Raw genomic sequence first — 26,095 nt, 5'->3', positions numbered from 1 at the left:
TGTCTATCATTTTAAAGCTTTAAAGTATTTAGTTAGTTATTCACAAATGCAATGAGAATCCCCTTTGTTAAATAGACAAGTAAACAAATAAAATTTATGGCCACTCTCATATCCACAATAATGAGAGTGGCCATTTGTTTAGAAAAATTAAATGATTTTAATGAAAATGAGGGGATCTTTTATAATTTATCAATGGAATTTCGAAAAATATAAAAAATGGAATAGTGAATATATTGAGCTTTATCATTTATCAAGAAAAGTTATTCTAAATTAGCAGGTAAAGTCACAAACATTCATTACTGACTGATTAGGGCTTACCTTAAATAGATAAACTTCTCGAAGTTAATATATTTATTTTCTATACGATAAAGTAGAGTCCATTAATAGCTTTTATCTTTATGATCCCTTCATTCAAAAACAAATGAAATCAAAAAAATAGAAAGGCAATGAAATATAATTGAGTATAATCACATTTCATTGCCTTGGAATATAGTCATACACCTCTGCTAATATTTGAAAGAAGTCAATTTCTAGAGCAGTTGATAATATTTTCAAAGTTGATAAACTAGGTAAATTATATCCATTTTCAATATTAGTTAAAGTCTTTACAGATAGATCTTCATATTCTATTAATCCTTGTCTTACTCGATCATCTAAGAAATAACTCCTTGTATCTTTTTTTAAAGATAAATTCATTCTATGTTCTCTTATAATTGATCCAAATTTTATTAAGTCTCTATTTTTTCTTTAGAAAAAATCCTAAAGGAATTGGGAATATTCACCAGCAAGCTGACCAAACTTAAATTTTACATTGTAAAATTTAAAGGTTTATAAGTATATAAAATAGTAATAAAATATTATTTTATTTTTTAATATAATAATATTTTTATAAGGCCGTTATAGGGGAATTTTATTAAAGGTGGGATAGATAATGAATGTATTAACGCAAGAAGATAGAATACAAATTTTATCTGATATTGTTGAAATTAAAACCGTAAATGATAATTAATTAGAAAGGTTCTGTGTCAAATAGTGTTGGGGACCAAAAGTAAATAATCACAGTTAAGATTTAAATGAAATTTTTAATAACTGAAAGGCCATGTTTATTTTCAAGATAAGCATGACCCTTTTCTCGCCCTTAGGCGAGAAAGTCGGATCAAGAGTTGGATAATTAATAATGAAAGCTAACAAGTGTCATCGTCTAATATTTAAGCTGCAACTGGTTGGAAAGTCGCAGGTAGTGGATTAGATGGTTTAAAGATCAGTTTAAATTGTAATAGAATTCTGGCTCTGAAATTTCTAAAGCTTGCGTAGCCATATCCTGTACGTTTGATTAACTTAATCTTGTTATTCATACCTTCGGTAGGACCGTTAGAAACACGATAAATTAAAGCATTTTCGACATATGGTAAGAATCTTTCCAGTGTATTAATCGTTTTTCTTACCTTTTTATTTAATCTGACTTTCTTTAAATCTTGTAAAGTGGCTAATAAGTAACTGTAGTCTCTAGTTTCTGTCGCAAATTTAAGGTCATTCATCACTTGGTAAGCTTGTTGTAATTTCGGAGAAAGACTTAATAAATAATCTACCATACGTTGCTCAGTCATCTTTTCATGGTATAGGCGATGATAATAATAGTTTGAAAAATCGAGATAATCAGCATTTTTTAATATCAATCTCTATTGATTTTTTAGTTTTCGATAATCTGTAGGGCGACTTTTTTTGATTTCATTCATGACTGCAATCCACATTGAGTTAATTGTATTATTTAGTAATTGTACGATATGAAAACGATCAATAACAATTTTTGCATTAGGGAAAAAAGCCTTAACAACACTTATATATGGAGAATATAAGTTCATTGAAATCGTCTTTACTGCAGCTCGTGCTTCTTTAGAATAGCGATGGAAATACCGAATTAACGACTGCTGTTTTCGATCCTCTATAATGTTTCCTGCTTTCAAGTATATTGTGGTAATTTACTTTATTTTAGGATTTCATGGCCTTTTTGTATACCCAAAAAACCGTGAGAGTATTATCCTCTTACGGTTTTTTCGGCACTTTAACTTGATGAAAATAATAATTCATCTAAATCAAATATCTCAATATATTTATGCGTATGTTGTTTAATTAAACCTTTTTCTTCCAATGCTGAAAACTTTCGACTTATTGTTTCAGGAGTTGTACCCAAATAAGAAGCTAGATCCTTCTTTGACATTGGTAAGGTCACATAAGTATGATTTTCTTCATTCTCAACGTATTCTGATAGAAAATCAATAATACGAGACTCTACTTGCTCCATACCAACCTGCATCGTTTGCTTTTCTGATACCTGTAAACGTTTCGTAACGTCTGATAGGATTCTTCTCATAATTTCTGGGTAAGCATCTAAATAGTCATTCATATCCTTTTTATGAATTCTACATATACTTACTTCTGATATTGCTTCAGCATAATTAGAATGGTAACTTTCAGTTTGAAAAATAGCCACTTCTCCCATAAAATCACCAGGATTTAGTATGCGTACAGTTTGTTCACGACCGGATTCATTTAAGTTATAAATACGTACACGCCCATTATTTACGATATATAGTGTGTCATCTTTATCACCACTTCCAAATAACAACGCATTCTTTTCATAATGTACTTCATGCGCTGATTGTGCAATTAAACTCATTTGTTCTTCATTTAGGTGGTTAAAAATCGGAACTAAACGTATACAATCTACATGACTATGGTGATGATGGTGTGCCATACAACTTTCCTCCTAATTAATCATTATCTATATAGTCATCGTCTTCTAGCGCATCCTTGTTAACAAAGGCTTGAAGTTGCCAAATATTTACATCTAAATAATCTTTATAACTAATTAGTAAATCCTCTAACGCATCATCTGCTTCTTCTTGGGCTAAACGCATTGCACGAATGGTAAATTCACGGTTAGATCTAAAATCCTCTACTAACTGTAAGACCATTTCTTCAGCAGAATAATATTTTTCAGACAGATCTTCAGAAATCGTTGTAAATTTTTGGAATTCGGTAGTTGTTGATGCTGGCTTAAATCCTGAAGCTAGTAAACGTTCTGCAATTTTATCAAACCATGTTTCATTTTCATTATATAGTTTTTCAAATACCTCATGCAATGAATAAAAATTTGTGCCTTTTACATACCAATGATATTGGTGTAATTTTACATGCAAGGTATGAATATTAGCCAGTACATGATCTGTAACAGCTGCTGCATTAATCTTAGTATGATGAATGTGTTCTTTATAGGCTTGTTCAGCAGCTAATTTTTCTTGTCTTTCATTTACTGTTGTCATTTTATACGCCTTCCTTTACTTTTGAACTAATAACGGAATATCCTAAGTTTTCAATAGCTTTTTCAATTGTATTCAAATTGACTTGTTCTTCATCAAAATCCACTTTTACCTTACTTGCATTGAACAGCACTTTTACAGAATCTTTTTCTACACCAGCAGTCTGTTTTAAACCACTTTCAATTTTTTGTAAACATGATGGACAAGTTAATGTTTCTAATTTTAATGTTGCTTTAGTCATATCTATCACTCCTTTAAATAAATTATATAAGGTATTTTTTTAAAAATAATTGACACGGATCAATTATCTTAATTGATAACTTCTTAATCTCATTGCATTTAAAATAACGACCAAAATACTTGCCTCATGAACTAACATACCAATTGACATAGACATCCATTCACTAAATATTAAACTACCCAATAATATTATCACCACACCAACAGCAATGAGAATATTTTGTTGCATATTCGCGTATGTCCCTTTAGCTAAACCTAAAGCATGGGGGAGACGATTAAAATTGGAATTCATTAGAACAATATCTGAACTTTCAATAGCCACATCTGTCCCATTTCCCATAGCTATCCCTACTTCTGCAATAGCTAGAGAAGGGCTATCATTCACACCATCACCAATAAAAGCAACAATTTCACCAGTAGACTGTCTTTCTTTTAAAAATGCTTGCTTGTCCTCTGGTAGCATATCGCCATGGGCCTCGGTTAATCCTAGCTCCTTTTTAACTAAATTAACTGTACCTTGATTATCCCCTGATAATACAATGAGATTTTTAACACCAAGTGATTTTAATTTTTGTAGGTCTTGTTTAACGCTTGGTCGAACTTGGTCACGGATTTCCATTAAAATGATTAACTGACGATCAACTGCCGTTAATACAATTGAACTACCGGCTCTTTCTAATTTATCTAATTCTTTAAGAACATCATTAGATAGTGGAATACTTTCTTGTTCCATTAAGGTTTTATTCCCTACTGCAACAATGTGTCCGTCAACGTGAGCAATTATACCCCCACCTTTTATAACCTGTGTACTCTCTACAGGTCTTAGTTTATATTGCGCTAATTTATTTGTAATAGCGACAGCTAAGGGATGGTCAGATTCCCTTTCAATCGAGTATAATAAAGATAAATCCTCCTCTTGATTATTTCCATAGTAAACGAATTCGCTAACTTCAGGCTTTCCTTCAGTTAAGGTACCTGTTTTATCAAATAGGACTGTATCTACATTCGCAAAATGACTAATCACTTCAGAACCTTTAAACAAAATACCATTCTTTGCACCATTTCCTATACCCGCGACATTTGAAACAGGTACACCAATGACCAAGGCCCCTGGGCAACCAAGTACTAATACAGTAACTGCAAGTGCTGTATCTTTAGTTAATACCCAAACTAATAGCCCAATGATAAGTACTACAGGTGTATACCAACGAGAGAACTGGTCAATAAATCGTTCAGCTTCCGATTTAGAATCTTGTGCTTCTTCTACTAACTCAATAATTCGACCAAATGTAGAATCTTCCCCAATTCTATCAGCAACTATTTGAATAGTCCCATTATCCATAATGGTACCGGCAAATACTTCATCACCTTTCTCTTTCTTTAGAGGTAAAGATTCACCGGTGATATTAGCCTCATTTACATGTCCTTTTCCAGTAGTTACCCTACCATCTACTGGAATCTTAGCCCCAGTTTTTACTATGAGAATATCTCCTTCCTCTACTTCATCAATATCTACTTCTTCAAATTGTCCGTCGTACAATTGCTTAAAAGCAGTCTCTGGAGCCATTTCCGTCAACTCTTTAATAGCAGACCGTGTTTGCTTAAGTGTACGCTGTTCTAAATATGATCCAAATAAAAATAAGAAAGTAACAATAGCTGACTCTTCGTAATTTTGAATAAAGAAAGCACCAATAACCGCTATAGTTACTAAAACATCAATACTCACTACTTTTACTTTCATAGCCTGATAAGCCTGTATTGCGATTGGTATAACACCCAATATAGAAGCAATTATAAAAGCACTATTAAAGATAACCATATTACTAAAGATAAAATGTGCAATAAAACCTATAATAATAAGTAAACCACTAATAACAGTAATATGATTTTTATGTTTCAAAATAGTCTGTTGCATATAAACCTCTCCTACACTTTAGTTTAACCATAGTGTATTCGTTTTTAAGAAATATAAACTTGACCTATATCAATCTTATCTAATAAATATAGCGAATAATATTTAGGCTTAAACAGATAGATATATATAAATAACTAGGACATATACTCATGACCTAATTATTTTTATTATTGACTATTTACTCTTTCATATAATTTTTGTTAGCATTTAATTCCTTTTTATAGCTCAAATGCTCATTCATCTTAAGCTTATTCTCTAAACGGCTAGCAGTCGCAATGCTAGCCGTTTTCTTTTTATTATTGTTTTTAACTTGTACTTTCTAATTCTTGAGGGATTAATATAATTGTAAACCCCTTTTCAAAATATTCTGAACTATCACTAATTAAAGTAAGTAAATATTCATTATCTTTTTTCTCAATAGTATATTTCATAACTACTTCTTCTGATTTATTTCCAGTATAACTAGATTTATTAAGTGTAAATGTTATTTCTGTTTCTTCTTCATTTAATGTATATTGATAAGCTGTTGTTATTGATAAAATATTAGAAGAAGAAAATATAACGGTGTCATCAGCGAAATCTGCTTCACCTGAATTACCATTACTTTGGACAATATTCCAATTATTTTCTTGTAAATCTTCGATGAAAACAGCATTGATTTACATATTATTGATATGAATGTATCGACCAAAGATGCTATGGGCAAGATGTTTTTTACCATGATGAGTGCATTTGCAGAGCTGGAAGCTAACTTATTAAGTGAGCGTACTAAAAAAGGCTTAGAAGCTGCGAGAGCAAGAGGACGCAAAGGTGGACGGCCTTCATTACCTGACCACAAAAAACGTGAGATTAAATTCTTATATGATGAACAAAAGCTTACAGGTGAAGAGATTGCTAAACAGACAGATGTTAGTCGTTCAACGGTATACAGAATAATAAAAAATAATTAGTTTAAAAAACTGGTAACGTGAAGAAATAATAAAAAGGAAGGAAATTTATTGGAACTTAGACATATGCAGTATTTTGTAGAAGTCGTAAAGCAAAAAAGTATGACCAAAGCAGCATCTAATCTTTTTATCACACAACCCACAATTAGTAATACAATTAAATTATTAGAAGAAGAATTAGATGTAAATTTATTTAATAGGTATAAAAACCAAATATACTTAACTGACGCAGGAGAAGCTTTCTTTTTCCAATGTAAAGAAATGCTTAAAATGTATGATAATATCCCTAATGAGTTAAGTAATTTATTAGAATTAAAAAAGGGACATTTGAAAATTGGAATCCCTACTATTATTAATATAAGGATATTAATTGGCTTAATTTCAGAATTTCATGAAATGTATCCTAATATAACTTTTCAACTTTTTGAAAATGGTAGTAAAAAAATTGAAAACGATGTATATTATGGCGATTTGGACATGGGAATTACTGTACTTCCTACAAATAATAAAAACTTTGATATATTCTCTTTTTTAGAAGAAAAATTAAAACTGGTCGTTCATAAAAATCATGAATTATCTAAAAAAACAAAGATTGATATTGAAGATTTACAAGAACAAGAATTTATTTTATTTAATTCTGATTTCTATTTAAACGATAAAATCAAAAATACATGTAGAAATTATGGCTTTAATCCTAATATAATTTTTGAAACCACCCAATGGAGCTTCATAGAAGAAATATTATTAAATAATCTAGGGATATGTATATTACCCGAAGGAATACTAGACTTATTAGATAATAATTTACAAGTCATCGATATTAATAAACCTTCCATGAAATGGGAACTTACTATTATTTGGAGAAAAGATATTATAGTTGATTCTTTAACAAAAAATTGGATTAAATTTCTCCAAGAAAAATTCTTAATTAACTATTAAATATAAAAGCATTTGAGAAATTTATAGCTATATAAAAAAAGGATATTTTATATTTATACACTCTCGCTCTATAATTAGAACGTAAAACATTATAGAAACGGGAGTTTTTTATGGAAAATTATAAAGTTCCTAGTGATAGTAAAATTGTCAGTACGGACCAAGTATTAATTAATGATTTAAACAATTATAATACACTATTTGGGGGGGTGTTAATGAAAAAAATTGATAATAACGCCACACTATCAGCTAGAAGACATGCAAGAGTTAAAGAATGTGTTACAGCTTCTACAGATTCAGTAGAATTTTTATATCCAATCACCCAATCTGATTCAGTTTGTATAGAATCTTATGTAGTTTATACAGGAGAAAAATCTATGGAAATATTTTGTAAAGTCATTTCAGAAGATATGATTACTGCAGAAAGAAAAATTGCTGCTGTAGCTTTTCTTACTTTTGTAGCTTTGGATGAAAAGAAAAAACCAATTAAAATACCCAAAATCTCTCCTCAGTCCAAAGAAGAAAAATTATTATTTATGGATGGCGAAGCAAGAGCTAAAATGCGAAAAATTAAAAGATCACAAACTAAAAATATAATTGACTCTCTTGATATCAATAAGCCATGGGAATTGGAGTAGTGATAAAATGATTAATGAAATGGAAGAATTAAACCAAATTAAGTTAGATTTGAAAAAACTAAGAAACGAATTTCCTAGTATGTATGAAAAGTTAGAATATATAGCTAGTTTGACAAGACAATTAAGTATCCATTATAAATATTTAGGAGCACTTATGTTTTCAGATAACCGTGAAAATATTCAAAATGAGAGACCAATTTTAATAAGAGAATCTGTTTTAAAATTATATGAACAAGAAGTAGCAAAAGTTAAAAAAGATAGTGATTTTGTGTTTTTAAAAGATATGATGTTAAAATTCCAAAATGTGGACTACTCACAAATATTTCTTATCATTTTAGGTGCTGAACCTGGTTTTGTATTTAATAATACAATTATTAAATAATAAGTTCATTAAGAATGCTTAGATTAACAAATTATAAAAATTTAAAAATCACTTGACTAAATAAAACTATATTTTAGCTAATAAAAGAGCCACTCTGATTTAGATTGGCTCTTTTATTAGCTTTTATAACTTAACGAGAATTTTTGCTTGTGATTTATCGTTTACAAGTTGTTTAAATCCTGACTCCACAATATCATCTAACTCTATCTCATCAGTAACGACATCTTTAACTTTTAAATTACCTTCGTTAATTAAATCTATTGTTTGTTGAAATGTAGTAGGTGTATAAGCAATTGTCGAAGTGAGCTTTACACCTGTATTTGTTAATTGCATTGGATTCCATTCAATAGGATGACCAAATATAGACACTATAACGACAGTACCTCTTGCTTTAGTAACGTCTATAGCAGATTTAAGTGTTGGTGCTACACCAGCTACTTCAAATGCTACATCAACTCCATTATCTGTATGTTTATTAATAACATCACTTGGATCTGATTCACCAGAATTTATAGTATGAGTAGCACCAATCGCTTTAGCTTTATTCAATCTTTCTTCTGATAAATCAAAAACAAATATCTTACTTGCACCTGCAGCTTTAGCTGCTATGACTGTTAACAAACCGATTGGCCCTGCACCAAAAATAGCAACAGTGTCGCCAAATAGAACTTCACCTTCTTTAATTGCTTGAACTGCAACAGCCATCGGTTCTACAAGGGCTCCTTCTTTATCAGAAACGTTATCTGGTAATTTATAAACATTCTCTTCTGGGGCGTTTGTAAGTTCTGCAAATCCACCATCAGAACCTAAACCTATAAATGAATAACCATCATAAAGATCAATATTTTCTTCTTTTTCATGATTTGAAACTGTAGGATTAATGACAACACGATCGCCTTTATTAAATTTTGTAACCTTAGAACCAATATCATCTACTACGCCTGCAAATTCGTGGCCTAATGTAACGGGCGCTTTTTGACCAAGTAACGGGTCTGGTTTGTCTGTGGAAATAAATATAGGCCCTTCTAAGTATTCATGTAAATCTGTACCACAAATCCCAGCCCAAGACACTTTAACTTTAACTTCATTATCTTGTAACTCTTTTGATTTTCGGTCTTCAATTCGTACATCTTTTTGACCATACCAAACTGCTGCTTTCATTGATAAAACCTCCTTCTTTTAATTAATTTAATAGTATTCCTCTTAAAAATTACTTTCAAATAAACTAACCTTTTTATATAGTGTTTCTAAATTATTATATGATTAGAGTAACCCCTTAAGATACATTATTTTAAATTGCAATATATTTTAATATCTCTTTAATTAGAGTATGTCACTAGTTTCATCTAACGAATTTAAAACTTCAAGTTATCGCTCTTTTTAGCATAACTAAAAACAAAATAAACATTATTATAATCATATGTATATAGTAAATCCCCAATTTTATTGAACACTCTTCTTCGGAAAAATGCCTATAAGTTTGTTTTTATAAAGCAAAGCAAACTCAATAATTTTAAATACTAAAGGCAATAAAGACGTATCCAGAAAGCTCATCCTTATTAAATGACTAATCTATAAACCCCTTTATACCTGTCAACATTATAGTAATAATGGTTAATACTTTAACAGTTATACTAATAAGATCTTTTTTAATTTCATAGCCCAAGCCTTTAAATTTACATACTATTTCTATATAAATACGAATAATGTTGATAATATCCTTCATATACAAAACCAAATAATAATACAAGTAATAAAACAGCTAAAATAGAGATGAATATTAGACTCATCAATCACCGGACCCTCAATCTATGGCTGGTGAATGGGGGGCTTTTAATAGTAAGGCTCTGTCGCCTTACTTATTGCGGTTGTTTAGCCAAAACGTAATATTTATAATAATATCCAGAAATTTCTCACATTAGCGTCAATTCTTTGATTATAGTACCCATTAACAAGATTTTATTATTACCTATCTTTTGACTGCAACCCCTGCCCCTTGCTAAAAAAGATAAACATGGACAAGAGGAATACACCTTGTTTTAAACACCCTTTTAGGTGCTTTTTACATACTCATGTCATTTGTCTTCTTGATTAAAAAAAACATCTGCTAATTCTTGCTCTTCATCTGTTTCAATGAAATTCTTATAACGTTTCTTCAAATCCTCTGCGTTTAGAGTTATATCATTTGTATTAAAATATGGGTCGTCATCTGCTAAACTGTTCATCCTTTTGGTTATTTCTTCTTCATTCCAGCCCATCTTTTCTATCTCTTTTTTATAATTCATGTTGTCTCCCTTATTAAAAATGTTTTTAAAATTATAATGTAAATTACGTAGAAAATAACTTCATACAAATTAACAGATGTATAAGTTATAAATTAAATCCGCCTATTTTTAAAACGACGTGCTACTTCATTTTTCTTAATTATACCAAAAATTTTCATTGACACACAAAGACATAAATGAGAGTTTTAAATCTAGCGATATTAGTTATAAATTCTTAGAAACGATCACAAGTTTAAGTAATATGTGTTTACACGACGCTTCTTTTAAGAACTTAATAAAAGTAGAAGAATTAGCAAAAGATACTAACAATACTTTTTCTAATTTAAGTGATGAATTCACTGCTGAAGACATAGCGCGAGCTATACTAGTAGTGAATGAACTAGGTGGGGTAAAACCAAGTAAATTGATTTTTATTTAAACTATGTATATTTGTTCTTATTTTGCATTCCTCTCCACTATGATGTTATAATACAAGTAACGAATAGAAAGTCCATAGATATACACCGAGCCCCAACCTATTGCCGTAGGTTGGGGCTCTTTATGTGATATGGATAGTCGCCTATTTATTGCGTTGGTTTAACCAATAGGTAAAACAAGCTACAATACATCCAGTTATCACAGGTGCAATAACCGTTACGAATAAAAAGTCCACAGATGCTCACCTCCTTCCGCCGAAAATACCGCCGGAAGTTAAGGCGACCTCACTATTATACCATCTGTATCTTTTGAAGCATATGTACTTCCGATAAGTTGAACTATGTTAATTAAAGCTCCAAACTATTAACATAAACTGCTAATACAAAAGGAATAAACACTCTAAGTAGATCAGAAAAAAACTTAATAAATCAATTTAAAATAATAAAGAGTACTTAAAAAGTGTGAAAATCATAATTTAATATTTAATTGCAAAAAGTGCTTCTTAAAATTTTAAGATCATTCTAGAATTAAAATAAAAACTACTGCTAGCAATTAATGCTAACAGTAGTAAGTGTGAAACAAAGAGTTAAGCCGAGGTGGCTATTATATTAATACCTTTAATTTATTTAAGTAAACAAATTAAGATGATTAAGTAAAGGAAAAGTTTTAACCTGTTTTGACCAAGCCTTTTAACAGCGTTATATAAAACATAAGTTTTTTATTTTATAGAATATCAAGTCCAGAAGAAAATTGTTTATACTCGTTTCAAACACAACAAAAATATTTTAGAAATGTAACCCCTTTTTACTCATAAAAAATACGAATTATTTTTTGTTCTACACCTTTCTTAAATAAATAAATTCCATTAACAAGCATAATAATAAAATAACATTCAACAAATTTCCTATAAAAGTTTACTCAATGAAAACTCCTCTTTTTATTTAAACCACAATACACAATTGCTTTATTGACGTTGTATCTCGGAACCCCTAATAATTCCAAAACTCTAAACCCAAACAACCAAAAATGCTGGTTGCTAATGTTCATCAATTTTTGATCACTTACATGTGTAAAATTTAATTCACGAAATCAAAAGAAATAAAGCATTTTTCATAATAAAACTCCTTTTTATTTAAACTTTTCGAATTATTTTTTATCAAATTCAACTGCATATTCAAGACCCTTTTCGATAGTTCAATTCATACAAATACGAGCTAACAAAATCAATCCAATTTCTAATAAAAAAGCTTAAAGATATTTTAAAATATTTTAAAATTAGTCCACTTGGGATAATAAATCCTTATGTTTTTCTTTATACTTTTTGAAATTATTAAAGAAAAATTTCCAAATAAATACATATGTAATTCCCTCATTAATCGCTGCAAATAATACTATTTTCTTGTTTTTACTATGTTGTACAATGTGTGCAACAATACCATATATAGGTACAACATGATGTGCAACAACACTATATACAGGTGCAACAACCTGTGCAACAAAGAAAAAAAGTGACGGCACTGGTATAATCTTTAAATCCTTGATATGTCTGGCTTCGCCAGACCCACCACAAAAAGTGGTGGCATATATCCCTTATGCTCTTTACTCGTGTACAACAGCTTGTGCAACATGATTTAGCATATACTTTCTTTTATATAATACTTTCTTCTTTTTATGATTTCTATATTTATATTTTTATGTTAAGTATGTAGAAAAATCCTACGACATCCAGGGTTTAAATTCCATGATTTTATACTATGGTTTTTATATAAAGTCTTAAAGGAATGTTTAACAATGCAATTGAATCACAAGTTAAAAATGGAGCGTCTAAATAGAAGATTATCTAGAGAAAGTTTAGCAAATTCACTTAATGAATTACTGAAGAAAGATTATTATACGGAAAGAAAAATTGGAATTATAGAAAATAATGAAGAATCATTGAAGTTTGAAGTCGTTGACGAAATGTGTTTCTTTTTTAATTTAACTATTAGAGATTTAATAGATAAAAAATGGTCTGAATATAATCAAGATTTCACTGACTATCTCCACAATAAAATTATGAAACATTGTCATTTACCTGATGAAAATAGAACATACATTCATCAATTTTATACACTTATACTTCATTTAAATTTAATTAATAAACAAGATAGGGTTTCATTTCCTAAATATGATTTTAACCAAAGAATTTATTACGATTACTTTGAAAAAATCTCATTAATTGCTTACCATATGAAATAATTCTAAATATTTTTGAGTCATATTGACTAACAATTAATAAGTTAATTTAGATAGTAATTTTAGCAACATAGATTTAGTTTTCAAAATTGATAGTTTTAAAAGAGGTTATAAAATGAACAAAACTAATAACGAAACGAAACTAACGAGTAATTTAAAAATTTTAGGTGGGATATTTGTAATATTAGCTATATTATTGTTTATATTTCGTCTAATAATTGATTATTTTTATGGTGGAAGCTCTCTTGAAAAACTAATGATATTTTAATAGCTATAGCTTTTGGTATGGGGTCCTTAGCATATACTTTAGAGAAACGTGTTATATTAACGATCTTTTTTGGTCTTTTCTTTATTTTATATGTTCTATCTCTACTTGGAATATAGTTATATATAAGCAATTAGCTGCTTATATATCTTAGAAAATTTTGAAGAATATTAAACATCGAAAGTGATTTTTTGAAACAAGAAGAAAAATATAGTTTTTTAACTAAAGCGATTAATATCTTAGTTGCTATATTATTAATTATCGCCATTTTTTATATGGTTATACTTTCGGATAATAGCGATTTACCTATGTTATTTTCTCTTATAGCATTTACAATCGCATCTATCCCAGAAATTTTGAAAAAGAAAAAGAGTGGTTGGATACTTGGTATTTTGGGTTTAATATTGATCATTTTAGTTTTGGTTTAATTTATCTTTATATTTAAAAGCCACATTACAATATTTATGAATCAAGAAAACAAATAAAAGATGGTGAAGATAAAAATGATAAAACCTAAGTCAAGATCCATTTTTAATTTCATTATAGTAATCAATCTTATTTGGTATATAGTTTTAATATTTGTTATTGATGTTGGAACTATAGGGTCAATTATTTATTGGAGTTTATTTTTTATACTTGTTGTTTTAAGAGATACTATAACTCCAAAGTAAAAACAACGTGCTAAGAAGGATAAAAACTAAAAAGATACTATAAAAGGAGCCATAATCCCTTACGCATCAAGGATTATGGCTATAATTTAAAAATCGAGTTATTTCTATATAGTATCAAGACAAGAAGAAACTCGTTTCAAAAACCCTCCTGATTTTTAGAGAAAAACTCTCTTATTTCATCGTCTTTAATAAAATAATATGCCATCTTTCCATCTTTATAAAAATCAAGTACCTCATTTTTATATAAAAGCCTTAAATGATGTGAAGTTGAAGCAACACTCATTTTCAATATCAAAGAAATATCACAAACACACAACTCATCTTCTTTAATCAAAGATAATATGATTTTCAATTTCTTCTCATCACAAATTTTTTCTAAAATGTTAAGTAATTTCTTAGATTTATCATCTTCTAAAAAACTTAAAGCATTGTTAACTTTATCCTCATGTACACAGATCACATCACAAGCATTTTCATAACTCATATAAAATCACACCCTAAATTAAAATATAAATCCTAAAATTGTTTGAATAGTGTCATTTTCAATAATAATAAATAAACCTAAAGCTATATAAATAACAGCCATAATCCAACGACTAAATTTCTCAACAATTTCTCCAACTCCTGGAATATTAGCTAATTTTTGTGCAGTAAATACCAAGAAGAAAATTAAAATTAAAAAGACAAACAGAGTAATTAATAAATTAGTAACACTTAATGTCACAAAATACGGAACAAATAAACCAATATTATCAGCACCACAACTTGCTATCGTAACAATTGCAACCGTACCAACTAATTTAGACAATCCTTTTTCATTCAATTCTTTTTTAGCTCTCTTTTCTCCTTCACAATCATCATAAATAGCCACTTTAATTCCAAGATAAATTGGTATTAAACCCAATAAACCTAATATCCACTTCTCTGGAACATAATTTAATACAAAAGCTAAAAACAAACTAACTAATATTAAAATAATAGACCCTAAATATTGACCAACATAAATATCTCTATATTCTTTTCTAGTCTTTGCTCTAGCAAAAAATATTAATAAAATTACTAATAAATCAACTGCTGTAGCAATATAAAGAACAGCAGCAGTAACAACCGTTTGAATCATAATACACCTCATTCAAAAATATTTTTGAATATATTGTAACTTATATTTTTAAATAATCATAGATGCTTTATTCCAATTGCTTTATTGACGTTGAGCCTCGGAACCCTTAACAATCCCAAAACTTGTCGAATGGTCGGCTTAATAGCTCACGCTATGCCGACATTCGTCTGCAAGTTTAGTTAAGGGTTCTTCTCAACATAAATAAATTTTCTCGGCATAAATGCGTGTTCTTGTTATAATATGGCTATAACGTTTAGGCGCTTATTAACAGTAGTTTTTTATAATCTACTTTGCAAAAGCCAATCCATTTTTATGTGGATTGGCTTTTTATTTTATATATCCAAGGGCGCACTTACACACCTAAAAGGTGTCGTTCTAAAATCATATTTGCGTTTGATAATCTAATATATCTATTTTGCATTTTAAGGGGGTATTTAGAGCAAACTCTAAATTTATATAGTTTTATATCTGTATAATCGTCTTTATTTCTTAAAACGCAAATATGAGCCAAATAAGAGGTGTTCTTTATGACAATAAACTTTGAATTTACATTTTCAGTATTTGATAAAACATCACAAGAAATTTCTGATCTATGTGATATTCCAAACGACCAAAGAATTAGAAAAACAATTCAAATTATGAAAATGGAAAATATCTCTGATACTGATTTCGAATTTCTTAAACTTTATGATTTTTATTTTGCAGATAAACCATACATAAATTTCTAATAAATCCAGTGTTGATTTTTAAGACACTGCCCATCTACATGCAAATTAAAATTTTCATAGTAAAACTGGGCAACCATGCCGGTTGAACGCTATAGTTCCCGCAGGGGCAAAAATACATAAAAAAACGCTAGCTTTTAAGCTAACGTTTCAAATCTTTTAAGTAATAATTTTGTTTTTCAAAATTCCAAATTGCAGTAATTGAATGTGCTTTTTCTTCTTCGTCTGTTGTTTTATCTTCGTCACTTGTATTAATTAAATTACCATCTTCGGCATCGTCTAAATTTAAAATTTTATGTTTTTGTTTAAGCAAACCACCATAACTCAACATACGTTTTCGATATAAACCTTGTTTTAAATTACTAACCTGAATTTTTTTTACTATATCCAGTTAAATAATCCGATGACTTAATCGGATATTTTGAGGCCTCTTTGATTGCTATAGATTATTTGAATTACTGATTAAAGATATTATGTTGTTTCATGTTTTGACGTCGCATATAAAGTGCATGTGTTTCTTCGAATTCAGCTTTAATGGATTGCATTAAATACCCTTGCATCGCTTCAACCGTTTCATTCTTTTGTAGCAGCATCGCTTTAAAACGTTTCAACACACTTACAATTTCAAACTCAACATCTTCTAAACGGTAATACGTATCATGTGCATTATTAAATGATTTTTTACCTTTGAGTAATACACTTTTAATAATCCGAATTTCTCTAATTTCAAATTTACTTAAATAGTCTTGAAGTTGTTGAGGCAATTCTTCGAGGACTTGAAACTTAAGCGCATCATTATTAAATTCGGTTTGTTGATGATTTGTATGATTCGAATGATTATTGTTTATTGAATTGTTGTATGTATCATTCATATCATGCGTATCATTATTCTCAGTCTCTATATAATCAGTATTACTTAAGTCAGTATCATTAGAGTCTAAGTTTTGGGATTCTGGGCTCCCATTGTTTGGGATTCTGGGCTCCCATTGTTTGGGATTCTGGACTCCCATTATTTGGGATTCCTTGCTATCACTTGATTCGTCATTGTTTGAAGTGCTATTTTGTATTTCTTTTTCAATATTTATATTTGTTTCAATTTCATGAAGGTATAGTTTGTTTGGTCGATTAAATCCAGTTTTAACTTGTTCTAATAAACCCACTTCTTGTAATTCTTTTTTAATTTTGGTTATTGTATTTTTACTTTTATCTAACACTTCTTGAAGATTTTCATTTGTGAAAATAAAATATATATCTCCATTTTGATCTATCCAATTATTTTTAATAGATAAACTTACTCTATCATTAAGAATTGCATAGGTAACTTTTGCACTATCACTTAACTTTTTATATTTTTCATTGATAAATAATACTTTATGTAGCATATAGAAATTTTGACTGGCCTGATTTTTTATGTTTTTTCTAGACATAATAAAAACCCCTTTCCTATTCAAATTTTGGATAGAGGTAATAAAACATTACAAGAACACATAAATTTTTTGCTTGCACTTTGATGATATAGTTGTATATAATACAGATATCAAAATATTTATAAACGTGCTGCAACGTTTTATTACCAAACCCCGACTATTACCAGTAGTTGGGGTTTTTGTTGTATTAAGGTTATTATAGCACTTTGAATAAGCTTATAAAAGGGAAAATGTAGGTTTGTCAAGGGTTGATAAAGGGTTTATAAACCCTTGACAACAACCATCAACCCTTTATAAACACTTGATAAAAGGGTTGATGGTTGTATATTTTTGATTTACCAATTACTTTATTATGAAGCATAACAAGCTTGTAATATGTTATAAAGGGTTTATAAACATTTTATAAAGGGTTGATGATATGAAAAGCGTGAAAATATTGAGTGAAGAATTAGGGGTTAGTAAGCAAACAATTTTCAATAACATTAAACGATTGAATATAGAGACAATAAAACAGGAAAACACTTCGTTTATTAAAGAAGATACCGATATAGAAAAAATTATTCAAAGAGTAAATGAAAATAAAAAGAAATATGGTTTTGAAAGTACTACTGAAGACAAACAAAAAAAAGAGTCAGATAATATTAATGTTGAATCCAAAAGTGATACTCAAATAGTAGAAATCCTTAAAAATCAGATTGATACTTTGAATGATCAAATTGAAAAACAAGAAAATCGTCATGAAACAACAATTGAATTCTACAGAAAAGAGTTGCAGGAAAGATCAAAATTACTTGAGAATCAGCAAGTATTGGCATTAGAGAGTAATAAGAAGATTCAAAAATTGGAGAATCAATTAGAGGAAGAAAGACAGCTTAATTATTCCTTTGATACATCTGTTAATGATAGACAAAACGTTAATGCGCAAGAAGCAACATTTACCGAAGAATCTAAAGATATTAATCAAGAAGAAGAAGATGAACAGCCAACAGAAGTACAACATAAAGATGTAGCTGAAGAGAAAAAAGATGACAGTACAAACGAAAAAGTATTAGCAAAAGATGATAAACCATCTGAAGAAATAGAGAGTGAGAATGAGGATAGGGGAGAACAGCCCCCTAAAAAAGGGTTTTGGAGTCGTTTATTTGGTAACTAATTGTAATTAAAAAGGCACGACAAGTTTATGAACTTGTCGTGCTTTTTTATGTGAATCGAACTTCTGATAATCATCGATTATGTTAATAAATGCAAAATCAAACAGAACTTTTTTAATGTTAGCAACAATTTTTATTACCATTTTCTTTTTTCTCATTATTTTCGTCTTTTTTGTCTGTTTTCTCTTCAATTTCAACTGAACAACATGACTGTTCTTGAGGTTTTAATTTTTTTAATGCGTCTTTGATACCCATTTACTTCACCTCCTTAAATGATTAAGTTAACAATTAGACCAGTAGCAATAGCTACGACTAAAATTGCTATAACAAAAGATATTACAAATTTCTTTTTAAATAATTTAGATAACAATACAACTTCAGGAATACTTGCTCCTGCGCCACCTATAATTAATGCTACGACTGTTCCCAGTGACATACCTTTAGATACTAAAGCTTCAGCTATAGGAAGCATTGTTTCTGGTCTAATATACATAGGTATACCAATAACAGAAGCAATAATAACAGAGATAATACTATCGCCACTCGCATATTGTGTTATAAAGCTTTCTGGAATAAATCCATAAATAAATGCACCGATAAATACACCAATAATTAAATAAGGTAACATTGGATATAGGAAAGCCCAAGCATCATTTAGCGCTTGCTTAACACGAGATCCTGATTTATTAGTGAAAAATCCATCACCTTTGACATTAACGCCTTTATAACTCTCTGCTAAATTCACTTTTGAAAAAACAAGGCCAGTTAAAATGCTGAATATCGCTAATACAACAAAATAAACAACAGCAACTTTCCACCCTAATAAAATCCATAGCATAAATATCATGAGTGGATTCATGAGTGGCGAAGCGATTAAGAAACTCATAGCTGGACCAAACGGAACTTTAGAGTTTAACAAACCTGCAAGTATAGGAATAGTAGAACAAGAACAAAATGGTGTTATAGCACCAAAAATCATTCCTAATACATAGTTGGTTGCTTTATTTGGTTTGCTTAAAAGCTTTTGTATTTTATCTTCTGATACTACTTGTTGAATTAAACTTACAATAAAACTTACAACTATAAATAATGCTAACAATTCAAAAAATAACATTAAAAATGTTTTTATGAATTCTATGATTGAATCTGTCATTAGTATAATTCCTCTGAATTTATTTAATCAACTTTTTTTGATATATAAATTAAAAAAAGTTGATTAATATGATGTGTAATAAGATAAATCCTATAATATTTTACAGCAAGTATCTTCAGTTAATACAACTTGAATTTGTGCTTCATTGATTTTGTAGTAGTTCCAAGTACCGTATTTTTCAGGTATTAAAATCTGTGCACTTACTAGTTTTTTTAAATGATATGAAATTTTAGATTGTTTTAAATCTAATAACTCCTCTAAGTCGCATACACATAGTGATTTATTAGGGCTTTGACTAATTTGATTAAGTATTTTTAATCTATTTTTGTCAGCAAGTGCATTAAACATGCTTTCATAAAAAGCTAATTGTTCATCTTCATTCATATCAGTTTTTGCTTTAATAACTTCCATAAAAAGAACACCCCTTTTTTATAATATTTGATTAGAGTTTATATTATTTTTATTTCAATTCTTGTATTGCTTGTTTGTAGTTATTTTCTGTTGATTCACCATACTGATGAATATTACCTTTAAAGAACTCCTTCTCCATATATATTGTAGCTTCTTTTAAAGTGACTTCTCTTGATACCATAACAAGATTTAAATAACTTACAAAGTAACCAACAGATAAAGTACTTGCGTGGTTTACTCGCAATCAGGCACACCTCCTTATTGTCTAAATAATTTTATTCCATTTAATATATCAATTTTTTTTGATATATTAAATATAAATCAATATATACATTATTGCAAGATTAAAAAACTATAATTTCACATAAACTTAGACATGCTCCACAGCAATAGTAAAAATATTTTCTTCCTAACTATATTATTAGAAACTCAAATTAAGTTAAATTTTAAAAATCCAAATCAATACATAGACACTAATCTATATAGATGCTAATCTATGGTAGTAAAATAATTAATGAGGTGAGTATAATGTTAAATATTGAAATATACGAAGAAGCTATGTGCTGTTCTACTGGCGTATGTGGTCCAGAACCGGATGAAACACTAATAAAGACGAACCAAATCAATGAATATTTAAAACAAAATCAAATAGAAGTTCAACGTTATAATATGAGTAATAATCCGAATGAATTTATTAAAAATAAAGAAGCTATTCGTTTAATTCAAGAAAAAGGTAATGAAGTTTTACCAATCACTTTTATAGAAGGCAATATAGCTAAAACGGGTACTTATATTACCCAAGAAGAAGCCGATGAAATTATTACGGTTAATCAGATGAGAAATGGAGGATGCTGTGGTGGAGATGGATGCTGTTAAATACTTAAATAAATTGAATTTAGATAATGTTGAGTTAACAAAATATTTGTTTTTTACTGGTAAAGGTGGCGTAGGCAAAACGACGATATCAAGTTCTATTGCTTTAAACTTAGCAGAGAATGGAAAGAAAGTAGCTTTAGTAAGTACTGATCCAGCTAGTAATTTACAAGATGTATTTCAAATGGAATTATCTAATAAATTAACTACATATCAACCTATACCTAATCTCTCTATAGCCAATTTTGACCCGATTGCTGCTGCAGACGATTATAAAGCACAAGCTATAGAACCTTATGAGGGTATTCTACCAGAAGATGTGCTTTCTGAGATGAAAGAACAGTTAAGTGGTTCGTGTACAGTTGAAGTAGCAGCATTTAATGAATTTACAAATTTTTTATCCGATAAAACTTTAGAACAAGAATTTGATTTCATTATATTTGATACAGCTCCAACAGGTCACACCTTGAGAATGCTTGAATTACCTTCTGCATGGACAGATTATTTAAATACAACGAGTAATGACGCTTCTTGCTTAGGTCAATTATCGGGTTTAAATGAAAATAGAGGTAAATATAATTCAGCACTTGAAAAACTACGTAACCAAGACGATACGACCATGATCTTAGTTGCGAAACCTAACCACTCTTCTATATATGAAATTCAAAGAGCGCAACAAGAATTACAACAACTATCAATTTCTAAATTCAAAGTAGTCATTAACAACTATATAGAAGAAAGTCACGGTTTAATTTCGAGTCAGATGAAATCAGAACAAGATAAAAACATTAATCATTTTACTGAATGGTTAAATAACAATCATGCTTATTACGTTCCATATAAAAAGCAGAAAGAAGAAGGTATAGAAAGTTTAACTAATCTATTAAATGATGATAACTTAATTGAAAATGATGACTTTATTGTTGAAGATCATCCGCAATTCAATAAATTAATAGATGAAATTGAAAATAGTAAAGTTCAATATTTATTTACAATGGGAAAAGGTGGCGTTGGTAAAACGACAGTAGCAACGCAATTAGCTACAGAATTATCTAATAAAGGACATCGTATTCTTTTAGCAACGACTGACCCTACTAAAGAAATTAATGTTGAAACCACAAGTAATTTAAATACTGCTTATATTGATGAAGAACAAGCATTAGAAAAGTATAAAAAAGAAATATTAGCCACAGTGAATGATGATACACCACAAGACGATATTGATTATATTATGGAAGATTTAAAATCACCTTGTACAGAAGAAATAGCATTTTTCAAAGCCTTTAGTGACATTATGGAGAATCAAGAAGACATGGATTACGTAATTGTAGATACAGCTCCTACAGGCCATACCTTGTTGTTACTTGATTCTAGTGAAAATCACCATAAAGAACTAAAGAAAAAATCAACTCAAACTACCAGTAATGTTGAAACGTTATTACCTAAAATTCAAAATCAAGATTTAACACAGATGATAATCGTAACACTAGCAGAAAAAACACCTTATTTAGAATCTAAACGTTTAGTAGAAGATTTAAATAGAGCCGATATAGGACATAATTGGTGGGTCGTTAATCAATCATTAGTTACGCTAAATCAACGTGATGACCTTTTTAGTAACAAAAAAGAAGATGAATCGATTTGGATAAACAAGATTAAAAATGAAAGTCTTAATAATTACTTTGTCATACCTTATGGAGGGTTAGAATAATGAAAAAAATTGTTATCATTGGTTCAGTTGCTGCCGGTACGAGTGTCGCGGCTAAAGCAAGAAGAAATAGTGAAGATGTTGAAATTACCGTTTTTGATAAAGGTAGTGATATTTCGTATTCCGTATGTGGTATCCCCTACTATATAGGAGGTAATGTATCTGATATTGATGAACTCACGCCACGAAATGCTAAATGGTTTAAAGAACGCTTTAATATAGATATTTATACAGAATATGAAGTGAATAAGATAAATGATAGTGATCAAACAATAACAGTTACTAATTTAGTAAATGATGAAAAGATGATTCAAAAATATGACGAATTAGTATTAGCAACAGGTTCATCGCCTAAAGAACTCCCTCAATTAAATAGCGAAGAATATAATAATGTGTTTAAAGTTAAAAATATTAATGATGCCAAAGCAATTTATAATTATATTAATGACCATGATGTTCAGAATATAACAATCGTTGGCGGTGGATTTATTGGTTTAGAGATGTTAGAACAATTATCTAATTACAACACTTCAATTGTTCAACGTAACACTTTTATGCCTCATTTAGACTACGATATGAGTTTTATGATTCAAGAATATATTGAAGATAAAGCTAACGTATATACCTATAATGAAATTGACATTATTGATTATGATGAGAATCATACGATAAATAGAGTCAGCTTAAAAACTGGCGAATTAATTGATACAGACTTAATCATTATTGGGATTGGTGTCACACCAAATACTAAATTAGCTAAAGAAATTGGTATTAATATTGGAGAATCTGGAGCAATACAAACCAATAAGTATTTGGAAACAAATATTCCTCATATATATGCAATTGGTGATGCAGCAGAAAGTTATAATTTAATTACTGGTAATCCTATATATAGACCGCTAGGTTCTACAGCAAATAAAATGGGTCGTATTTTAGGAGATCGATTAACTGGTGGAAATCTAGAACATAAAGGCATTTTAGGCACAGGCATTGTCCGTATCTTTGATATGACAATTGCCCAGACAGGTTTAACCGAAAAAGAAGCTGTTGAGTTAGAAATTGATATTGATGTATTACACAATGTGAAACCGAATCGTCCAGAATATATGCAAGGTCAAGAAATGGTAATTAAAGCTATATTTGATAAAAATAATTCTAAATTACTTGGTGCGCAAATAGTTGGGTATGAGGGCGTAGACAAGAGAATTGATGTACTAGCTACTGCTATAACATTTGGTGCCAAAGCAGAAGATTTATTTCATTTAGATTTAGCATATGCACCTCCTTTTTCTACAACTAAAGATCCTGTTATTTATACAGGGATGATTGGTCACAATATTACTCGGGGACGTAAAATTATAACGCCTGAAGAAGTCGTAAAACAAAAAAATGATTTATTGATTTTAGATGTACGTTCTCCAAAGCAATTTGAAGTTGATCATGTTGATGGAGCGATTAACGTCCCATTGAAAACGTTGAGAAGTTATGCAAAAACGTTAGATGAAAATCAAACAATCGTGACTTATTGTAATAAAGGTACTACTGGTAATGCTGCACAAAACGTACTTATTAATTTAGGCTTTAAACAAGTATATAATTTATCAGGTGGCAATAAAAATTATCAACGATATAAAAGATTTCAAGTAGAAAGGGAGAAGAAAAATTGAATTATAATGAGATATCACAATACTTGAAAGTGATTGCTGATAGTAGCCGTCTTGAAATATTAGATTTGTTATCTTGTGGTGAATTATGCGCTTGTGATTTATTAGAGCATTTTTCTTTTTCTCAACCCACATTAAGTCATCATATGAAAGTATTAAAAGACAATAATTTAATTACATCCAGAAAAGATGGTAATAAAAATTTATACAAATTGAATCATGACGTATTGGATGACGTTACATCACGACTGACTCTATTGAGTTCCAGTACTGTCCCATGTATATGTGAAACAGTAGAGAAAGGTGAGTGTTAATGATGACGATATTAGCAATCACAATATTTGTATTAACGTTAATTTTTGTTATATGGCAACCTAAAGGTCTAGATATTGGTATTACTGCATTAATTGGTGCTGTAGTTGCTATAATCACTGGCGTTGTAAGCTTTTCAGACGTACTAGAAGTTACTGGAATTGTTTGGAATGCGACCTTAACTTTTGTTGCAGTTATTCTTATTTCACTCATATTAGATGAAATTGGCTTCTTTGAATGGTCTGCTATACATATGGTGAGAGCATCAAAAGGTAGCGGATTGAAAATGTTTATCTTTATCATGCTATTAGGTTCAGTTGTAGCAGCTTTCTTCGCAAATGATGGAGCAGCTTTAATACTTACTCCTATTGTTTTAGCTATGGTTCGTAGTTTAGGATTTGATAAAAAAGCGATATTTCCATTTATTATTGCTAGTGGTTTTATAGCTGATTCTACATCATTACCGCTCATTGTCAGTAATTTAGTTAATATTGTTTCCGCAGATTATTTCGATATTGGATTTATTGAATACTTCAGTAAAATGATTATACCTAATATATTCTCATTGATCGCAAGTATTCTTGTTTTATGGTTATATTTTAAAAAGTCTATTCCAAAAACATTTAATGCAGTAAACATTAGAGAACCAAGAGAAGCGATTAAAGATAAAAAACTTTTTAACATCTCGTGGATCGTACTTGGTATATTACTCATTGGTTATTTAATAAGTGAGTTTATAAATATTCCAGTATCCATTATTGCTGGTATCATTGCTTTAATATTTGTATTATTAGCGCGTAAATCTAAAGCCGTGCATACGAAACAAGTAATTAAAGGTGCGCCATGGAATATTGTTTTATTCTCCATTGGTATGTATCTCGTCGTATTTGGTTTGAAAAACGTGGGCATTACAACACTTCTTGGTGATGTACTAACAAACATTTCAAGTTATGGCTTATTTAGCAGCATTATGGGTATGGGCTTTGTAGCTGCATTCCTATCCTCTATTATGAATAACATGCCAACCGTTTTAATAGATGCAATAGCAATTGGTCAATCGAGTGCTACAGGAATATTAAAAGAAGGTATGATTTATGCGAATATTATCGGATCTGATTTGGGGCCTAAGATAACACCAATTGGTTCGTTAGCCACACTTCTTTGGTTACACGTACTAACTCAAAAAGGTGTCAAGATTTCTTGGGGAACCTATTTTAAGACCGGAATTATTATCACAATCCCTGTTTTATTTGTAACCCTATTAGGTCTATATTTAACACTAATAATTTTTTAAAAGAGA

The 26,095-nt window shown here is 29.5% G+C and carries 30 protein-coding genes and 3 pseudogenes; 14 read left to right on the top strand and 19 right to left on the bottom strand.

Annotated features, from left to right (window positions below; translation table 11 throughout):
* Positions 1-474: 474 nt before the first annotated feature.
* The 7 genes and pseudogenes from PYW31_RS13540 to PYW31_RS13510 form a co-directional block, all read right to left on the bottom strand.
* Positions 475-696: a helix-turn-helix domain-containing protein gene (locus PYW31_RS13540; RefSeq protein WP_015387309.1), complete on the bottom strand. Its 222-nt coding sequence runs from the start codon at positions 694-696 to the stop codon at positions 475-477.
* 512 nt (positions 697-1,208) lie between these two features.
* Positions 1,209-1,964, bottom strand: a pseudogene (locus PYW31_RS13535) (ISL3 family transposase).
* Between the two features lie 98 nt (positions 1,965-2,062).
* Positions 2,063-2,755: a Crp/Fnr family transcriptional regulator gene (locus PYW31_RS13530; RefSeq protein WP_011867731.1), complete on the bottom strand. Its 693-nt coding sequence runs from the start codon at positions 2,753-2,755 to the stop codon at positions 2,063-2,065.
* 16 nt (positions 2,756-2,771) lie between these two features.
* Positions 2,772-3,323 (bottom strand): Dps family protein, encoded by a 552-nt coding sequence (locus PYW31_RS13525; protein WP_015728978.1) that lies wholly within the window; start codon positions 3,321-3,323, stop codon positions 2,772-2,774.
* Between the two features lies 1 nt (position 3,324).
* The gene (locus PYW31_RS13520; RefSeq protein WP_011867729.1) at positions 3,325-3,561 is read right to left on the bottom strand and encodes a heavy-metal-associated domain-containing protein; all 237 of its coding nucleotides are present in this window, start codon (positions 3,559-3,561) and stop codon (positions 3,325-3,327) included.
* A 63-nt stretch (positions 3,562-3,624) separates the two neighbouring features.
* Positions 3,625-5,475 carry a heavy metal translocating P-type ATPase gene (locus tag PYW31_RS13515; RefSeq protein ID WP_025904410.1) on the bottom strand — a complete coding sequence of 617 codons (1,851 nt, stop codon included), beginning with the start codon at positions 5,473-5,475 and terminating at the stop codon, positions 3,625-3,627.
* A 305-nt stretch (positions 5,476-5,780) separates the two neighbouring features.
* Complete coding sequence (locus tag PYW31_RS13510; protein WP_011867727.1) at positions 5,781-5,906, bottom strand: hypothetical protein; 126 nt, start codon at positions 5,904-5,906, stop codon at positions 5,781-5,783.
* Positions 5,907-6,113: 207 nt separating this feature from the next.
* On the opposite strand from PYW31_RS13510, the pseudogene PYW31_RS13505 reads away from it, so the two are divergent.
* The 4 genes and pseudogenes from PYW31_RS13505 to PYW31_RS13490 all read left to right on the top strand — a co-directional run.
* Positions 6,114-6,425: pseudogene (locus PYW31_RS13505) on the top strand (recombinase family protein); the annotation flags it as partial.
* A gap of 48 nt (positions 6,426-6,473) precedes the next feature.
* A complete protein-coding gene (locus tag PYW31_RS13500; RefSeq protein ID WP_046836466.1) occupies positions 6,474-7,361 on the top strand; it encodes a LysR family transcriptional regulator in 888 nt (295 codons plus the stop codon).
* A 110-nt stretch (positions 7,362-7,471) separates the two neighbouring features.
* Positions 7,472-7,996, top strand: coding sequence for an acyl-CoA thioesterase (locus PYW31_RS13495; protein ID WP_046836465.1), 525 nt, complete (start codon positions 7,472-7,474; stop codon positions 7,994-7,996).
* 7 nt (positions 7,997-8,003) lie between these two features.
* Positions 8,004-8,378, top strand: a complete 375-nt coding sequence (locus PYW31_RS13490) for a hypothetical protein (RefSeq protein ID WP_046836464.1) — start codon at positions 8,004-8,006, stop codon at positions 8,376-8,378.
* Between the two features lie 123 nt (positions 8,379-8,501).
* Here the strand turns inward: PYW31_RS13490 and PYW31_RS13485 are convergent, their stop codons facing one another.
* On the bottom strand, positions 8,502-9,539 hold the full coding sequence (locus PYW31_RS13485; protein WP_002508679.1) for a 2,3-butanediol dehydrogenase: 1,038 nt from the start codon (positions 9,537-9,539) through the stop codon (positions 8,502-8,504).
* A 914-nt stretch (positions 9,540-10,453) separates the two neighbouring features.
* A complete protein-coding gene (locus tag PYW31_RS13480) occupies positions 10,454-10,663 on the bottom strand; it encodes a hypothetical protein (protein WP_002508677.1) in 210 nt (69 codons plus the stop codon).
* Positions 10,664-10,820: 157 nt separating this feature from the next.
* Between PYW31_RS13480 and PYW31_RS13475 the strand changes: the two genes are divergently transcribed.
* Positions 10,821-11,081: a hypothetical protein gene (locus PYW31_RS13475; protein ID WP_201035635.1), complete on the top strand. Its 261-nt coding sequence runs from the start codon at positions 10,821-10,823 to the stop codon at positions 11,079-11,081.
* Positions 11,082-11,222: 141 nt separating this feature from the next.
* Here PYW31_RS13475 and PYW31_RS13470 read toward each other — a convergent pair whose 3' ends face one another.
* Both PYW31_RS13470 and PYW31_RS13465 read right to left on the bottom strand, forming a co-directional pair.
* Positions 11,223-11,315 carry a type I toxin-antitoxin system Fst family toxin gene (locus tag PYW31_RS13470; protein ID WP_107519008.1) on the bottom strand — a complete coding sequence of 31 codons (93 nt, stop codon included), beginning with the start codon at positions 11,313-11,315 and terminating at the stop codon, positions 11,223-11,225.
* Between the two features lie 1,040 nt (positions 11,316-12,355).
* Complete coding sequence (locus PYW31_RS13465; protein WP_046836463.1) at positions 12,356-12,598, bottom strand: hypothetical protein; 243 nt, start codon at positions 12,596-12,598, stop codon at positions 12,356-12,358.
* Positions 12,599-12,871: 273 nt separating this feature from the next.
* Between PYW31_RS13465 and PYW31_RS13460 the strand changes: the two genes are divergently transcribed.
* Together PYW31_RS13460 and PYW31_RS13455 are read left to right on the top strand one after the other, a co-directional pair.
* Positions 12,872-13,318, top strand: a complete 447-nt coding sequence (locus tag PYW31_RS13460) for a hypothetical protein (protein WP_235602289.1) — start codon at positions 12,872-12,874, stop codon at positions 13,316-13,318.
* Positions 13,319-13,771: 453 nt separating this feature from the next.
* Positions 13,772-14,008 (top strand): hypothetical protein, encoded by a 237-nt coding sequence (locus PYW31_RS13455; protein ID WP_002512576.1) that lies wholly within the window; start codon positions 13,772-13,774, stop codon positions 14,006-14,008.
* Between the two features lie 379 nt (positions 14,009-14,387).
* On the opposite strand, the gene PYW31_RS13450 is transcribed toward PYW31_RS13455, so the two are convergent.
* Positions 14,388-14,735 (bottom strand): ArsR/SmtB family transcription factor, encoded by a 348-nt coding sequence (locus tag PYW31_RS13450; protein ID WP_002508637.1) that lies wholly within the window; start codon positions 14,733-14,735, stop codon positions 14,388-14,390.
* A gap of 18 nt (positions 14,736-14,753) precedes the next feature.
* Entirely contained in the window at positions 14,754-15,371 is a 618-nt protein-coding gene (gene cadD, locus PYW31_RS13445; protein ID WP_002508636.1) for a cadmium resistance transporter CadD, read from the bottom strand.
* Between the two features lie 527 nt (positions 15,372-15,898).
* Here cadD and PYW31_RS13440 point away from each other — a divergent pair.
* The gene (locus tag PYW31_RS13440; protein WP_046836462.1) at positions 15,899-16,099 is read left to right on the top strand and encodes a hypothetical protein; all 201 of its coding nucleotides are present in this window, start codon (positions 15,899-15,901) and stop codon (positions 16,097-16,099) included.
* A gap of 139 nt (positions 16,100-16,238) precedes the next feature.
* Here PYW31_RS13440 and PYW31_RS13435 read toward each other — a convergent pair.
* A pseudogene (locus PYW31_RS13435) lies at positions 16,239-16,536 on the bottom strand (protein rep); the annotation flags it as partial.
* Positions 16,537-16,551: 15 nt separating this feature from the next.
* On the bottom strand, positions 16,552-17,523 hold the full coding sequence (locus PYW31_RS13430; protein ID WP_002508634.1) for a replication initiator protein A: 972 nt from the start codon (positions 17,521-17,523) through the stop codon (positions 16,552-16,554).
* A 418-nt stretch (positions 17,524-17,941) separates the two neighbouring features.
* Between PYW31_RS13430 and PYW31_RS13425 the strand changes: the two genes are divergently transcribed.
* The gene (locus PYW31_RS13425; protein WP_046466204.1) at positions 17,942-18,676 is read left to right on the top strand and encodes a DUF536 domain-containing protein; all 735 of its coding nucleotides are present in this window, start codon (positions 17,942-17,944) and stop codon (positions 18,674-18,676) included.
* A gap of 118 nt (positions 18,677-18,794) precedes the next feature.
* Here the strand turns inward: PYW31_RS13425 and PYW31_RS13420 are convergent, their stop codons facing one another.
* The 4 genes from PYW31_RS13420 to PYW31_RS13405 all read right to left on the bottom strand — a co-directional run bounded on the left by PYW31_RS13420 (position 18,795) and on the right by PYW31_RS13405 (position 20,482).
* Entirely contained in the window at positions 18,795-18,929 is a 135-nt protein-coding gene (locus PYW31_RS13420; protein ID WP_002509686.1) for a hypothetical protein, read from the bottom strand.
* Positions 18,930-18,942: 13 nt separating this feature from the next.
* Positions 18,943-19,827, bottom strand: coding sequence for a permease (locus tag PYW31_RS13415; RefSeq protein WP_002509687.1), 885 nt, complete (start codon positions 19,825-19,827; stop codon positions 18,943-18,945).
* Positions 19,828-19,917: 90 nt separating this feature from the next.
* Positions 19,918-20,238, bottom strand: a complete 321-nt coding sequence (locus PYW31_RS13410) for an ArsR/SmtB family transcription factor (protein ID WP_002509688.1) — start codon at positions 20,236-20,238, stop codon at positions 19,918-19,920.
* 49 nt (positions 20,239-20,287) lie between these two features.
* On the bottom strand, positions 20,288-20,482 hold the full coding sequence (locus PYW31_RS13405) for a hypothetical protein (RefSeq protein ID WP_002509689.1): 195 nt from the start codon (positions 20,480-20,482) through the stop codon (positions 20,288-20,290).
* 284 nt (positions 20,483-20,766) lie between these two features.
* On the opposite strand from PYW31_RS13405, the gene arsD reads away from it, so the two are divergent.
* From arsD to arsB, 5 genes are read left to right on the top strand one after another with little or no spacing between them, the layout of a single operon-like run.
* Positions 20,767-21,114: an arsenite efflux transporter metallochaperone ArsD gene (gene arsD, locus PYW31_RS13400; protein ID WP_013730043.1), complete on the top strand. Its 348-nt coding sequence runs from the start codon at positions 20,767-20,769 to the stop codon at positions 21,112-21,114.
* A complete protein-coding gene (arsA, locus tag PYW31_RS13395; protein ID WP_173020196.1) occupies positions 21,101-22,822 on the top strand; it encodes an arsenical pump-driving ATPase in 1,722 nt (573 codons plus the stop codon). Before arsD ends, arsA begins: the two co-directional genes overlap by 14 nt.
* Entirely contained in the window at positions 22,822-24,486 is a 1,665-nt protein-coding gene (locus PYW31_RS13390; RefSeq protein WP_046466206.1) for an FAD-dependent oxidoreductase, read from the top strand. The genes arsA and PYW31_RS13390 overlap by 1 nt, the downstream gene beginning before the upstream one ends.
* The gene (locus PYW31_RS13385) at positions 24,483-24,797 is read left to right on the top strand and encodes an ArsR/SmtB family transcription factor (RefSeq protein ID WP_002509693.1); all 315 of its coding nucleotides are present in this window, start codon (positions 24,483-24,485) and stop codon (positions 24,795-24,797) included. The genes PYW31_RS13390 and PYW31_RS13385 overlap by 4 nt, the downstream gene beginning before the upstream one ends.
* Positions 24,797-26,089, top strand: coding sequence for an arsenite efflux transporter membrane subunit ArsB (gene arsB, locus PYW31_RS13380; RefSeq protein ID WP_082104705.1), 1,293 nt, complete (start codon positions 24,797-24,799; stop codon positions 26,087-26,089). The genes PYW31_RS13385 and arsB overlap by 1 nt, the downstream gene beginning before the upstream one ends.
* The last annotated feature ends 6 nt before the right edge of the window (positions 26,090-26,095 follow it).

This window comes from Staphylococcus succinus, from assembly GCF_029024945.1.
GTDB classification, from domain to species: Bacteria; Bacillota; Bacilli; order Staphylococcales; family Staphylococcaceae; genus Staphylococcus; species Staphylococcus succinus.
Note: the sequence above shows the minus strand (reverse complement) of the source record. Positions and strands in the feature narration are given on the sequence as shown.

What these genes read in the sequence shown, in the direction of transcription:
- PYW31_RS13515 (WP_025904410.1), bottom strand. Translation starts at nt 5,475, where the DNA reads ATGCAACAGACTATTTTGAAACATAAAAATCATATTACTGTTATTAGT.
- PYW31_RS13420 (WP_002509686.1), bottom strand. Translation starts at nt 18,929, where the DNA reads ATGGGTATCAAAGACGCATTAAAAAAATTAAAACCTCAAGAACAGTCA.
- arsB (WP_082104705.1), top strand. Translation starts at nt 24,797, where the DNA reads ATGATGACGATATTAGCAATCACAATATTTGTATTAACGTTAATTTTT.
- PYW31_RS13490 (WP_046836464.1), top strand. Translation starts at nt 8,004, where the DNA reads ATGATTAATGAAATGGAAGAATTAAACCAAATTAAGTTAGATTTGAAA.
- PYW31_RS13410 (WP_002509688.1), bottom strand. Translation starts at nt 20,238, where the DNA reads ATGGAAGTTATTAAAGCAAAAACTGATATGAATGAAGATGAACAATTA.
- PYW31_RS13415 (WP_002509687.1), bottom strand. Translation starts at nt 19,827, where the DNA reads ATGACAGATTCAATCATAGAATTCATAAAAACATTTTTAATGTTATTT.
- PYW31_RS13425 (WP_046466204.1), top strand. Translation starts at nt 17,942, where the DNA reads ATGAAAAGCGTGAAAATATTGAGTGAAGAATTAGGGGTTAGTAAGCAA.
- PYW31_RS13495 (WP_046836465.1), top strand. Translation starts at nt 7,472, where the DNA reads ATGGAAAATTATAAAGTTCCTAGTGATAGTAAAATTGTCAGTACGGAC.
- PYW31_RS13440 (WP_046836462.1), top strand. Translation starts at nt 15,899, where the DNA reads ATGACAATAAACTTTGAATTTACATTTTCAGTATTTGATAAAACATCA.
- PYW31_RS13530 (WP_011867731.1), bottom strand. Translation starts at nt 2,755, where the DNA reads ATGGCACACCATCATCACCATAGTCATGTAGATTGTATACGTTTAGTT.
- arsA (WP_173020196.1), top strand. Translation starts at nt 21,101, where the DNA reads ATGGATGCTGTTAAATACTTAAATAAATTGAATTTAGATAATGTTGAG.
- PYW31_RS13430 (WP_002508634.1), bottom strand. Translation starts at nt 17,523, where the DNA reads ATGTCTAGAAAAAACATAAAAAATCAGGCCAGTCAAAATTTCTATATG.
- PYW31_RS13450 (WP_002508637.1), bottom strand. Translation starts at nt 14,735, where the DNA reads ATGAGTTATGAAAATGCTTGTGATGTGATCTGTGTACATGAGGATAAA.
- PYW31_RS13480 (WP_002508677.1), bottom strand. Translation starts at nt 10,663, where the DNA reads ATGAATTATAAAAAAGAGATAGAAAAGATGGGCTGGAATGAAGAAGAA.
- PYW31_RS13540 (WP_015387309.1), bottom strand. Translation starts at nt 696, where the DNA reads ATGAATTTATCTTTAAAAAAAGATACAAGGAGTTATTTCTTAGATGAT.
- PYW31_RS13510 (WP_011867727.1), bottom strand. Translation starts at nt 5,906, where the DNA reads ATGAAATATACTATTGAGAAAAAAGATAATGAATATTTACTTACTTTA.
- PYW31_RS13525 (WP_015728978.1), bottom strand. Translation starts at nt 3,323, where the DNA reads ATGACAACAGTAAATGAAAGACAAGAAAAATTAGCTGCTGAACAAGCC.
- PYW31_RS13520 (WP_011867729.1), bottom strand. Translation starts at nt 3,561, where the DNA reads ATGACTAAAGCAACATTAAAATTAGAAACATTAACTTGTCCATCATGT.
- PYW31_RS13390 (WP_046466206.1), top strand. Translation starts at nt 22,822, where the DNA reads ATGAAAAAAATTGTTATCATTGGTTCAGTTGCTGCCGGTACGAGTGTC.
- cadD (WP_002508636.1), bottom strand. Translation starts at nt 15,371, where the DNA reads ATGATTCAAACGGTTGTTACTGCTGCTGTTCTTTATATTGCTACAGCA.
- PYW31_RS13460 (WP_235602289.1), top strand. Translation starts at nt 12,872, where the DNA reads ATGCAATTGAATCACAAGTTAAAAATGGAGCGTCTAAATAGAAGATTA.
- arsD (WP_013730043.1), top strand. Translation starts at nt 20,767, where the DNA reads ATGTTAAATATTGAAATATACGAAGAAGCTATGTGCTGTTCTACTGGC.
- PYW31_RS13485 (WP_002508679.1), bottom strand. Translation starts at nt 9,539, where the DNA reads ATGAAAGCAGCAGTTTGGTATGGTCAAAAAGATGTACGAATTGAAGAC.